This window comes from Martinezella miluonensis (genome assembly GCF_900094545.1).
GTDB lineage: Bacteria > Pseudomonadota > Alphaproteobacteria > Rhizobiales > Rhizobiaceae > Rhizobium > Rhizobium miluonense.
The window spans coordinates 60,943-72,871 of the sequence record NZ_FMAH01000015.1; the positions used below are offsets into that span (position 1 = coordinate 60,943).

The window sequence follows — 11,929 nt, forward strand, 5'->3', positions numbered from 1 at the left end:
TCGGCAATCTCGAAGCTATAGCATGCCTATCTGCCGCGCCAAACGGGCGCCCGCTTCTCGCGGAAGGCAGCCACACCCTCCGTGGCATCCTCGCTCTTAAGGGCCTTGATCAGGGCTGGCGTCCGCAGCGCCTGAGCCTCGGCCGGGCTCAAATGCGCCGTGCGATTGACCGTCTGCTTGATGGCCCGCAGCGACAGCGGCGCACAGGCGACGATGTCAGCGGTCCAGCGATCGACGGCGGCGTCCAGCTCTGCAGCCGACACGACTTCGTTCACCACGCCGTAGCTTGCCATTTCCTGCGCGCCGAACTGCCGCCCCGTCAGCATCACGGCCATGGCACGATTGAAGGGGATCTTGCGCTGCAAAAGCACCATGCCGCCATCAAGCGGCATGCGGCCGACGCGGGCTTCGGGCAGACCGAAGCGGGCTGTTTCCACCGCAATGACGATATCGCAGCCGAGCACCATCTCGAAGCCGCCGCCAAGCGCATAGCCGTTGACGCGAGCGATGACGGGCACGTCGAGCGAGCGGCGGAACGCAAGGCCGCCGAAACCGTTTTCCCGCCCGACCGTCCAGTAATCGACGCCGGAACTGCCGCTGCCGCCCTTGAGGTCGGCGCCTGCGCAGAAGGCTTTCTCGCCAGAGCCCGTCAGGACGACGCAGCTGATATCGTCGCGACGCTCGATCTCCGTCCAGATCGCCTCGAGTGCGGCCTCGGTCTCGGCATCGACCGCGTTCATCCGGTCGGGGCGGTCGAGCGTGACGCGGGCGACGCGGTCCTCTACCGTAAACGAGACGCTCATGCAGCATCCCCCTGAAGCCCGGAAAGCGAGGCCAGAATTTCCTCATTGTGCTGGCCAAGCTGCGGCGGCGCAAACCGCACGCTCACCTGCGCGGCCGACATATCGATCGGCGAACCGATCAGGCGGATCGGGCCGGCGGCGGTCTCGCCTGCCTCGAGGATCATCTTGTTGATGATGGTCTGCTCGTCCCTCAGCGCCTCCGGCAGCGAACGCACCGGTGCGCAAAGAATATCGACAGCCTCCAGCCGCTCGATCCAATGCGCTGTGCTGTTTTTGGCGAAATTGTCGCGGAAGATCGCTTGCAATTCCGGCCGCCGCGCCATCTGTGCATCGAAATCCTTGTAGTGCGGATATTGCGACAGGTCCTCGATCTCAAGCGCCTCGCAAATATCGCGCAAGGGGTTTGGCTTGAAGGCGCCGACCATGACGATCGCGCTGTCCGTCGTCTCGAAGACGCCCGTCAGGGGGAAGGCGCCCCAATTCAGATCCTTCTGCCGCATCAGATGCGTCGTGCCTTCCTGCATCTGCATGGCGATCATGGAATTGTAGAGGCTGACGGCCACTTGCTGGCCTTCGCCGGTCTTGTCGCGCTGCAGGAGGGCGAGAAGGATGCCTTGGACGAGATGCATGCCGGCGGAATAGTCGGCAAGCGGCGTGGCATAGATTGACGTGGGGTGGCTGTTGTCGGACTTGCGGCGCATAACGCCGGAGACGGCCTGCGCCAGCACGTCCTGGCCGCCCTTGTGCTGATAGGGACCGGTCAGTCCAAACCCGGTGCCGACGGCGTAGATCAGGCGGGGATTGATCTTTTTCAGGTCCTCGTAGCCGAAGCCCATGCGCTCCATGACGCCAGGCCGGAAGTTGTTGACGACGACGTCGGCCGTCTCGAGCAGCGCCTGGACGGTATTGCGGGCGCTCGCGTCTTTGAGATCGAGCGCCAGGCTCTTCTTGTTGCGGTTCAAGGAGCAGAAGACCGGATTGTTGAGACCATCCGGATCGGAGCCCAGCGACCAGCGCGAGAGATCGCCGATCTTGACCTTTTCGATCTTGATGACTTCGGCGCCATAATCTGCCAGAACCTGCGTGCAGCATGGTCCGAGCATGACTTGCGTGAAATCGATCACGCGGATTCCGTCGAGTGGCAAAGTCGTCATTCTGCAGCCTCCAAATATGTCGCGTTTTCCGAGGGAATGTCGCCGGGATCGGCGCCCTGAGCCCTCATCTGTTTCTGAATTGCCCGGATATCGGCCTTGCGGACGGTCGTGCCGGCGTTGAGGGCGATCGTTGCGGCGACACCGGCCGCCTCGCCCATCGCCATGCAGGGCGGGATCTCGCGGCTGGACTTCTGCGCCTGCGGCGTTGCCGAATAATGCCGGCCGGCGACGATCAACTGGTCGACCTCCTTCGGCAGCATGGCGCGGTAGGGCGTGTAATAATCGCGGCCGCGGCAGACCGTGTCGGCAAAATGGCGGCGCGTCATGACGTCGTCCTTCGTCACGACATAATCGCCTTGCAGTAGGCGTGTCTGGCGCACGCCGGTCTGCGGCGCGAAATCGACGACATAGGCATTCTCGAAGCCGGGCATTTTTTCGCGGGCGAAGTCGAGCAACTTGGCGATACGCGAGCGGCCTTCCATCTCCGCCTTGGTCAGGTCTTCGACCTTCAGGCCGCTTAGCGTTGGCATGTGCGGGCAGTTCAGCCAGACGACGCCTGGCAGTGGTGTCTTAAGCCACCAGAAGGACCAGCACCCGCCGATCAGCCGCTTGGCTTCGTGATCAAGTGCCTTGAAGGCTTCGGGCTCCTGCTGCTCGAAACGCTCCGCCGCCTCCGTATCGACGCCGCCCCAGCGGGACACAGTCGTCAGGATGAAGTTGGATTCGACGTGATCGGCTCCCGCGCTTGCCGCCACATCGAGATCACCTGTCGTGTCGATGACGACATCGCCGAGGATCGCCTGCATGCCCTCTTTCGTCTGGCAGATCACGCCTTTGATCGCACCACCCTCAACGATCGCCGAGGAGAACCAGCTATGGGTTCTAAGTTTGATCTTCGCCTCACCGATCATATCGTAGGCGGCGCGCTTGAAGGCGTCGGGATCGAAGGCGGCCGAAAAGCAGATCGGATGCGGCATCGACTGGGTATGGAAATCGAAGAGCCCCCAGCGAGCCCAGCGCTGCCATGCCTCCGGCGTGTCGCGGAATTCGATCAGGCGATCTCGATCGGTGGGGGTGACGCAGAGCCCCCAGCGCTTCATGCGCTCTATCATCTCCATGCAGATGCCGCGCACGGTGATTTCGAGCTCGTTGATCATGTCGTCGAGCACCAGCACCATGCCGCCGGCAGCAAGTCCGCCGACATAGGGATAGCGTTCGAGAAGCGTGACGCTGGCGCCGTTGCGTGCCGCCGATACGGCCGCAGCAATTCCGGCCGGCCCCCCGCCGACCACCACTACATCGGAGCGATCGACGACACGGATGTCCCGTGCAGGCTGACGAATAACCTGTTCCATTGGTGTTTCCTCGATGTTTTTTAGGGTTCAGTGCTGCCCGGCCGGCTTCCAGCGGATCATCTTCGCCTCTGCGACCGACACGATGAAAAAGAGGATCACGGCCAGCAGCGCGGCAATGACAACCGTTGCGTAGAGAAGCGGCGAGCGGAAATTATAAGTCGCCTCGATGATGAGTGCGCCAAGCCCAAAGCTGGAGCCGATCCATTCCGCCACGATCGCCCCCATGACGCTGCTGGTCGCGGCGATCTTCAAGGCGGCGAACAGGAACGGCAGCGAGCTTGGAAGGCGAACCTTCCAGAGGATCTCGGAGTTGCTGGCCGAAAGCACGCGCATCAGATCGAGCATGGCAGGGCTGGCGGAGCGAAGTCCCTGGACCATGTTGACCAGTGTCGGGAAGAAGCAGATGAGGCCGGCGATGATGATCTTCGGGGCGACGCCGTTGCCGAAGATCAGGACGAGGATCGGCGCAAGTGCAATGATCGGGATCGCTTTGACGAAGACGGCAATCGGATAGAAGGCTCTCTCCGCCGTGGCGCTGTGGACGAACCAGATTGCCAGGAGGATGGCGACGAGATTGCCGCAGATAAAGCCGAGAACGGCCTCGAGCACCGTCGGCAGGAAGTTGCGCGTCAGTGTCGCGGCATTGTCGCGAAAGGCATAGAGGACGTCGAACGGGCTCGGCGCCATGAAGGTCGGGATTTTGAAGATCCAGATGACCCCCTGCCACAGCACGATGCAGCCGAGCGCTGCAAGGATCGCCGGCATATGCGAGGAAAGAACGCCGACGGTTGCGTCGAGGATGGCGACCTTGCGCGGTGCCTTGGAGATACGGCCGATGTCGGAGTGCACGGCGTTGCTCATATACATTCCTCCAGCAGCTTGCGCAGATGCGCGGTGACCTTGATGAAGTCGACCGTGTCGCGCATCGCAAGCGCGCGGGGATAGGGGAGGTCGACCTTCATGAATTCCTTCACCCTGCCGGGGTGGGCCTGCAGCATCAGCACCTGCTCGCCGAGGAAGACTGCCTCGGGGATGGAATGGGTGACGAAAACGATGGTCGTGCCGGTTTCGCGCCAGATGCGCAGCAGCTCCTCGTTGAGCTTGTCGCGGGTGATTTCGTCCAGGGCGCCGAAGGGCTCGTCCATCAGCAGGATGCGCGGCTTGGTCACCAGGGCGCGGGCGATGGCGACACGCTGGCGCATGCCGCCCGACAATTCGTGCGGCAGGGCGTTCTCGCGCCCATTCAGGCCGACAAGAGCGAGCAACTTCATGGGATCGGCATAGGAGCTCTTGTCATGACGGCCCACTTCCAGCGGCAGGCGGACATTGTCGATGACGCTGCGCCACGGCAATAGCGTCGCCTCTTGGAAGACGAAGGTGAAGTCGCGGCCCTCGCGCGCCTGGCGCGGTGGGCGTCCGAAAACCGAAACCGAGCCGTCGCTGATATGGACAAGATCGGCGATGCAGCGCAGCAAGGTCGACTTGCCGCAGCCGGACGGCCCGAGCATGGTGACGAACGAGCCTTCCGGAATATCGACAGAGACATTGGACAGGGCGGTGAATTCATTGCCCTTGTCGCCGAAGCGGATGTCGAGATCGCGGATGGAAACGGCAAGCCCTGCCGTTTCGGCTGCCGGTAGCGGCTGCGGCTGCTTGGTGGTGGCGGCGCTCATCATGACGTTCACCCGATCTGCTTGCGGATTTCGGTTGTCGCGTCGAGGATGGCCATGGTGGCGACGTCATCGACCGTCGGGGTGGTGCCTGTGAACTGCTTGAGATCGGCATAGGCCTTGATCTGGGCGACCCAATTGTCCTTGTTCATCGCCCCCCAGCCGGTCTGCTTGGTGCTGTCGCCGAAGGAGAAGTCGATGACCGAGTGGACTGCCTCGAGCTCGCTCGCCTTGTCGAGATTGGGATAGGCCTCGACCAGCATTTCGACGGCTTCTTCCGGATGGTCGCGAACATAGCCCCAGCCCTTGGCGGCAGCCGTGGTGAAGCGCACCAGCACGTCGGAATGTTTGTCGAGCTGTTCGTCGGTCGTGTAGTAGACGTTGGCGTAGAGCTGCAGGCCGGCATCCCACAGCATCATGTCGACGCGCTCGCCGCCCAAGACCTTCAGCGCATTGGTGTTCGTCACCCAGCCCGTCACGGCATCGGCCTGACCGGTGATCAACTGGTTCATGTCGGAACCCATGTTGACCATCTTCACCTTGTCTTCCGGAATGCCATTCTGGGCCAACAAGGCGCGCAGCAGGATGAAGGCGGTCGGCTGCGTGGCGATCGTCTTGCCGATCATATCCTTCGGCTCGCGGATCGGTGCCTTCTTCAGGGAGAAATATGTAAAAGGATGCTTACGATATCCGGCAAGAAACGCCTTGACTGGCATGCCGGCCGAGCGGGCGAGCATGACAGAGGGGCTTGAGGAGATCTGCCCGATGGTGGATTGGCCGGCAGCAACACCGGCGACGCCATCCACATTCGGGCCGCCCGGCACGATGGTAAGATTGATGCCCTGTTCGGTAAAGAAGCCTTTCTTCTGGGCCGCGACCTCGCCAATCAGGCCGTTTGAGGCAAGCCAGCCGAGCTGCATGCGGACTTCGGCGACATCGGCTGCTTTGCCAGCGCGAATGCCGACAAAAGTCTGGGTCGCAGCGAGACCTCCGACCAAAGCAGCATTGGACAGGAAACGGCGACGATTCATCATGAATTGAGACATGCTGATAGTTCCCCTATTGATTGGGCGATCGGACTTTTCGTCTCGTTATCCACCAATGCAAGGATGATGGGGGAATTTAGTGTTCTAATAAAGAACAATTATGCGCATTGTCGGTTGCCAAAAAGGCAACGGTACGCAGGGTTCATTGCGGTCGATGCGGGAGGCTTATCCTTCGGCCGTGCGCCCCAGGCGAACATGCCGGGTGTCGAGTACGTTCGCACAAGGGCCGAAACAATCGGGTGGAGAACTCGCATCTGACGCTGCGATGACGGGAGCCTGGTATGATGCAGCAGTTCAAGTCGGCGCGACAATGCCAGCGCTTCGCCTCCATACAGTTCCGATTTCCAATCTATTCCATTGTCGATCAGTCGGAGGTGGAGCGCTTCGATCGCTGGAGGCTAGCCTCCCGCCAGGCCGACCAGCGACGGCGCAGCTCGCCCGGCCGGAGGCCATGCCCTTCGTCGAGCATATCGGCCGCGAGAATCCGGTCCGTACGGAAATGCCGAAAGCCCTGGCGTAATTCACACCACGCCACCAGAATTCGGTTGGTGTCCGAATAGCCGAGGATAACGGGCCACACGGTCCGTGCGGTTTCTTCGCCCGCGTCTGAGCGGTAACTCAGCCGAAGCTTGCGTCCCTCGCGCACCGCAGCGCGGAGCATCGCCGGGTCGATGTTCTCCTCTTCGTGGCCCTGGACCACCGGTTTGGCGCCGACGCTCGGCTCTACAATGTAAGGACGCAGGTGTTTGGGAACCACCGCAGCGATCTTCGCCACGACATCGCGGGCGGCGTTGGAGAGGGTCTTGTCCGAGCGGCCAGCAACCCATTGTGCTCCGAGCATCACCGCCTCGATCTCTTCCGGCGTCAGCATGAGCGGCGGCATTTCGTAGTCGGATGAGAGGAGATATCCGAAGCCTGCTTCACCCTCGATCGGAACCCGTTGGCTCATGAGATCGGCGATATCGCGATAGACTGTGCGCTTCGAGACTTCGAGCTCTTCCGCAAGCGCGGCGGCGGTCACCGGTCTGCTCGACCGGCGCAGGATTTGGATGATCTGAAACAATCGGTCGGCGCGGCGCATTCTTACTGACTCCTGCTGCCAGTATGGTGGCAGCAGGCCCATGCCACAAGAGTCTTCGAGGCGCCGACAATCCTTCGGGCCTCTTGAAGGAGTAACCGATGAAATTAGCTTCCACGCGTCTGATCGCTGCCGACATCAAGAAGGTCGTCAGCTTTTACGAGATGGTCACGGGCCAGACGGCCGAGTGGCTGGCGCCAGTCTTTGCAGAGATCGTCACTCCCGCGGCAACGCTGGCCATCGGAAGCACCGAGACTGTCGCTCTGTTCAGGGAGGGCAGCGCCGAACCCCGTGCCAATCGATCGATCATCCTTGAATTCCAAGTCGATGATGTCGACACCGATTTCGCCCGATTAAAGGGTGAGGCGGAGGTTGTGCACGAGCCGAAAATGATGCCGTGGGGCAATAGAGCGGCGCAATTCCGCGATCCGGAGGGGACGCTCGTCAGCCTCTATACGCCTGTCACCGACAGCGCGAAACAACGCTTCGCAGGCCGCTGACGGTTGAGCGTCCTCGCAGAAACGTGCGGGGGCGTCCCCTCGGCAAACAGCCGCCTGTTTCGTATCACGCTTATGTAGAGTCCCGAATTTTGGAGCCTCCTTCAAGCAAAGCTGCCTCTGATATCGCACCGCCTCAGCGACGTCCCGCCTTGAATTGGTGGTGAAAGGTCGAAGGCCCATTTGTGCAATCACCGCTGGGGCAGCGAACCGGATGGACCCCGAGAGTCGCGCCGGCAGGTGCCATCCGATTTCAACATCCAGGGGAAATTTGGAGCGCCAGGTGAGCCCCCCATTATCAGATACAACGTATCTGTACCTGTCGGCGCGTCGCCAAGAAATAAAGCTGATGCCTTGTTTCTTCCGGATTCTGTTGCTAGGGAGCCTGCCGTGGCTTGCAGGAGCCATGAAATCCGGTCGCAGCCCACCCGGTCAAAACAAGGGATCCTGAATTATGAAGACTATCGTCGTCTGCTCCGGCGGATTGGACTCTGTTTCGCTCGCCCATAAGGTCGCGGCAGAACATCGGCTTATAGGCCTCGTCTCCTTCGACTATGGCCAGCGGCATCGCAAGGAAGTGGAATTCGCCGCAGCCTGCGCCAAACGGCTCGGCGTGCCGCATCAGATCATCGACATAACAGCCATTGGCAGGCATCTGACCGGATCGGCACTGACCGACAATGTCGATGTGCCTGATGGACACTATGCCGAGGAAACCATGAAGGCGACCGTCGTGCCGAACCGCAACGCGATCATGCTGGCGATCGCCTTCGGGCTTGCGGCTGCGCAGAAGGCGGATGCGGTCGCCGTTGCCGTTCATGGCGGCGATCATTTCATCTATCCCGATTGTCGTCCCGGCTTCATCGACGCCTTCCAGCAGATGCAGAACCATGCGCTCGACGGCTATGCCAGCGTTTCGCTCTATGCGCCCTATGTGACGGTCTCGAAGGCGGACATCGTCACCGACGGCGCTCGGCACCGAACCCCCTTTGCCGAAACCTGGTCCTGCTACAAGGGCGGTGAGCGCCATTGCGGCCGCTGCGGCACCTGCGTCGAGCGGCGCGAAGCATTCCACCTCGCCGGTGTCGAAGATCCTACCGATTACGAGGATCCCGATTTCTGGGTATCGGCGACATCAGGCTTTTCTGCCGAGGAGGTGAAGTGATGTTCCGCATCACCAAGGAATTTCATTTCTCCGCCTCTCATCAGCTCTCGCATCTGCCCGACGATCATCAATGCGCGCGCCTGCATGGGCATAATTACATCGTCGTGGTGGAGCTTTCGGCGGCCGAACTCGATGGGAACGGCTTTGTGCGTGACTATCACGAGCTTCAGCCGTTGAAGCGCTACATCGACGATGAGTTCGACCACCGCCATCTCAATGATGTCCTCGGCCACGATCGCGTTACCTCGGAGTGTCTCGCCAAGCATTTCTACGACTGGTGCAAGGTGCGATTGCCGGAGACATCAGCCGTGCGCGTCAGTGAGACGCCAAAGACATGGGCGGAATACCGGCCATGAGTGAAGCGCGCATTCGCGTTAGCGAGATCTTTGGGCCGACGATCCAGGGCGAGGGGATCTTGATCGGCCTTCCCACGATTTTCGTGCGCACTGGCGGCTGCGATTACCGCTGCTCCTGGTGCGATACGCTGCATGCGGTCGACAGTGACTACCGCGATCAGTGGCAGCCGATGTCCGTCGACGAGATCTGGCAGGAGGTGACGCGGCTCTCCGGCGGCAAGCCGCTGACGATTTCGCTCTCGGGCGGCAATCCCGCGATCCAGCCTCTCGGTCCGCTGATCGCGCGCGGTCATACGGAAGGCTACCGTTTTGCGCTGGAAACGCAGGGAAGCGTGGCCAAGGAATGGTTCGCGGAACTTGATGTGCTGGTGCTGAGCCCGAAGCCGCCTTCGAGCGGTATGGCGACGAGCTGGGCTGATTTCGATGACTGTCTGCGCATGGCAGGCGGTAAGCCGCAGATCGCGCTGAAGATCGTCGTATTCGACGATGTTGACTATGCCTATGCGCGCGATGCCTCGTTGCGCTATCCCCATCTGCCACTTTATCTGCAGCCCGGCAATCATACGCCGCCACCTGCCGACGCGGACGATGCCCTTGTGGATATCGACGGCATTGTCGAACGCATGCGCTGGTTGGTCGACAAGGTCGGTGATGACAAATGGTTTGAGGCGAGAGTGCTGCCGCAACTGCATGTGCTTATCTGGGGAAACAAGCGCGGCGTTTGAGTGATTGCGAACGGGTTGCGTCGGTTCGCGCTTTCGGCAGAGACCTTGAGGTTGCGATTGACGGCCGGCGCAACAAGAGCCCGCCGCTGCCTCCTCGGCAGCAGCGCCTGACGGTCAATGAAGTGCGGCTTGCTGATCGTTTAAGCAACAATCAGGCCGGCGTCGCTGATAGCAATTTTTGTTGTCGAGCAGCCTAAATATTCACCGTTCAGGTATTCACCGCAGCGCTTTGCAGTCTGGCCGGTCGAAGTGGCAGAATAGTTTCTATTTTTTCTTGTATCGTTTTCAGCGCACGCGGTGAGTTTGCGAGTGACGCCAGGTCAGCGATTGTGATCAAAGTTGGATTGGTTGCAGCATAGCGATAGTCTGATTGGGTACTGCCCGCAAAAGACTCTTACGCGTTCTTTCGATTTATTTTACATTAGGAATGTGATAGCTGGCATATAGTAATCCTGTGAGATTGAGAATGGTAGAATTCAAATTTAGTGATCCGCCTCTGGGGAACGGCACAGATGAGATTTCAAGCGAGTGCCAACGTCAATTGCTGCCTATCGTCAATGAAATAGTTCGAGCCGCTGCTGCAGCTGGATGGAATGAGAAAGATGTGCTTCTGGCGATGGCGGACGTTGCATGGGATCTATATGAAAAGCGCCGAGGCGATCTTTAGCAGCCACAATGGCGCGACAATCGGTTTTTCTGCTTTTCGGCGCGCTAGGATTTAGCCTGAGAACAGCCCTCTGTTGAGGTGCGCGAGATGCCTTCATTCTGATGGGAATGTGATGCGCTCTGCCGGCTTACTCCTTTTTTTACCATACACATATCTCCCCTTCCAAACTCAGCTATTTGTACTATTTAATCTCGGACTATAGGCTGATTTGCGGCTGCGTTGAGCTGGCAGTGTTGGGAAATTGAGATCTCATGCGAAACTGAGATCTCGTCTGCTTGTTCGCGCTTACAGGATTTCGTTCGGGCGGGGCGATGAAGGATGAATTATGGAAGTGAGGCTCGGGAACGGGCCGATCGATATGTATTTGACATAATTCCTGAAAGTGCAGGCCCGAGAAAGGCCACCATGCGTGGGAGCGTCATTAGCTCCGTCCGCAATCCCGGATCCCAGACGTTCCTGGCAAAAGAGCACGCGGTGGGAATCATGTTAGCGCCGACCCGTAGCCTGAGGGCTTCTCTCGGTAGCGACAGGATCTCGGAATACGATGCGCCAATCGGCGCCATCGCGGTTAATCCCGCTGGCGTGGATAGCAGTCTTGCCTGGTCAGAGACCAGGAGAAATCTTGTCATTGCCATTCCCCCCGAAGTGCTGTCCGAGCTTGCGCTGCAGGAGTTTGATCTTGCCAAAGTCGAGCTTCAGCCGCCTGCCTTCGGGACCGTCGATCCCACAGCCCTCGGCATTGCGCAGAGGATTTCTGTCGAATTAACCGGGAAAGCAACTCCGAATGAACTCTATCTTGATTCATTGGTTACTCTGTTTAGCACGCATCTCCTTCGCACTTATGCAAGCCACATGAAACAGCCGCAGCCGCCCAGAGGAGGGCTCTCCGCCAAAAGCGCCCGACGCGTGGAAGAGTATCTCCGTGAACATTTTACGGAGAAGGTTCACGTCGCTGAACTTGCTGCTGTCGCTGGCATTTCGCCGAACCACTTCATAGTCAGGTTTGCCATGACTTTTGGCATGCCGCCCCACCGTTACCTCATAAATCTACGCTTGGACTTTGCGGAAAAATTGCTCGTAGAGAGCGAGATGCCGATTGCAGAAGTCGCTTACGTGGCCGGGTTTTCGGACCAAAGCCATTTGGCGACAACGATGAAGAGATATCGCGGACGGACGCCGAAAGAGCTGCGGTTCGAGCGATAACTTGGCGCGCCGTGCGGACGCGTCTCGATCAGATGCGGCCGGAACCAATATCGCTATCTTACACTCATTGTTGAGTTCTGGCCGGAAAAAGGCCCGCGCCTGAATGAGCATCCGCATTCACGCGAACGGAGCAGAGTTTGCGAAACAGCCTCAGGTAGGTGTGGCAAAGTGGCGACACCCGCCGTCGGCTGAGCGAGAAATCGTAGTTTT

At 59.8% G+C, this 11,929-nt stretch carries 13 protein-coding genes; 6 read left to right on the top strand and 7 right to left on the bottom strand.

The genetic code is table 11. From position 1 onward, the window contains the following. Nucleotides 1-26: 26 nt before the first annotated feature. From GA0061102_RS14430 to GA0061102_RS14460, 7 genes are all read right to left on the bottom strand, one after another. Entirely contained in the window at nt 27-803 is a 777-nt protein-coding gene (locus GA0061102_RS14430) for an enoyl-CoA hydratase-related protein (RefSeq protein WP_092849086.1), read from the bottom strand. Further along, nucleotides 800-1,957 carry a CaiB/BaiF CoA transferase family protein gene (locus tag GA0061102_RS14435; RefSeq protein ID WP_092849090.1) on the bottom strand — a complete coding sequence of 386 codons (1,158 nt, stop codon included), beginning with the start codon at nt 1,955-1,957 and terminating at the stop codon, nt 800-802. The genes GA0061102_RS14430 and GA0061102_RS14435 overlap by 4 nt, the downstream gene beginning before the upstream one ends. After that, nucleotides 1,954-3,312 carry an FAD-dependent oxidoreductase gene (locus tag GA0061102_RS14440; RefSeq protein ID WP_092849098.1) on the bottom strand — a complete coding sequence of 453 codons (1,359 nt, stop codon included), beginning with the start codon at nt 3,310-3,312 and terminating at the stop codon, nt 1,954-1,956. Before GA0061102_RS14440 ends, GA0061102_RS14435 begins: the two co-directional genes overlap by 4 nt. A gap of 27 nt (nt 3,313-3,339) precedes the next feature. Next, nucleotides 3,340-4,173: an ABC transporter permease gene (locus GA0061102_RS14445; protein ID WP_092849104.1), complete on the bottom strand. Its 834-nt coding sequence runs from the start codon at nt 4,171-4,173 to the stop codon at nt 3,340-3,342. After that, a complete protein-coding gene (locus tag GA0061102_RS14450) occupies nt 4,170-4,988 on the bottom strand; it encodes an ABC transporter ATP-binding protein (RefSeq protein WP_092849334.1) in 819 nt (272 codons plus the stop codon). The genes GA0061102_RS14445 and GA0061102_RS14450 overlap by 4 nt, the downstream gene beginning before the upstream one ends. A 5-nt stretch (nt 4,989-4,993) precedes the next feature. Then, entirely contained in the window at nt 4,994-6,028 is a 1,035-nt protein-coding gene (locus GA0061102_RS14455) for an ABC transporter substrate-binding protein (protein ID WP_092849108.1), read from the bottom strand. Between the two features lie 364 nt (nt 6,029-6,392). Continuing rightward, the gene (locus GA0061102_RS14460) at nt 6,393-7,109 is read right to left on the bottom strand and encodes a helix-turn-helix transcriptional regulator (protein WP_092849115.1); all 717 of its coding nucleotides are present in this window, start codon (nt 7,107-7,109) and stop codon (nt 6,393-6,395) included. Nucleotides 7,110-7,207: 98 nt separating this feature from the next. Between GA0061102_RS14460 and GA0061102_RS14465 the strand changes: the two genes are divergently transcribed. The 6 genes from GA0061102_RS14465 to GA0061102_RS14490 all read left to right on the top strand — a co-directional run bounded on the left by GA0061102_RS14465 (nt 7,208) and on the right by GA0061102_RS14490 (nt 11,719). Further along, the gene (locus tag GA0061102_RS14465; protein ID WP_092849117.1) at nt 7,208-7,606 is read left to right on the top strand and encodes a VOC family protein; all 399 of its coding nucleotides are present in this window, start codon (nt 7,208-7,210) and stop codon (nt 7,604-7,606) included. A 451-nt stretch (nt 7,607-8,057) separates the two neighbouring features. Further along, nucleotides 8,058-8,768: a 7-cyano-7-deazaguanine synthase QueC gene (queC, locus tag GA0061102_RS14470; protein ID WP_092849119.1), complete on the top strand. Its 711-nt coding sequence runs from the start codon at nt 8,058-8,060 to the stop codon at nt 8,766-8,768. Then, nucleotides 8,768-9,124, top strand: coding sequence for a 6-carboxytetrahydropterin synthase QueD (queD, locus tag GA0061102_RS14475; RefSeq protein WP_092849121.1), 357 nt, complete (start codon nt 8,768-8,770; stop codon nt 9,122-9,124). Before queC ends, queD begins: the two co-directional genes overlap by 1 nt. Then, a complete protein-coding gene (queE, locus tag GA0061102_RS14480; RefSeq protein ID WP_092849124.1) occupies nt 9,121-9,849 on the top strand; it encodes a 7-carboxy-7-deazaguanine synthase QueE in 729 nt (242 codons plus the stop codon). The genes queD and queE overlap by 4 nt, the downstream gene beginning before the upstream one ends. Nucleotides 9,850-10,315: 466 nt before the next feature. Further along, entirely contained in the window at nt 10,316-10,516 is a 201-nt protein-coding gene (locus GA0061102_RS14485) for a hypothetical protein (RefSeq protein ID WP_092849127.1), read from the top strand. A gap of 483 nt (nt 10,517-10,999) precedes the next feature. Continuing rightward, entirely contained in the window at nt 11,000-11,719 is a 720-nt protein-coding gene (locus GA0061102_RS14490; RefSeq protein ID WP_245298020.1) for a helix-turn-helix domain-containing protein, read from the top strand. Nucleotides 11,720-11,929: the final 210 nt, after the last annotated feature.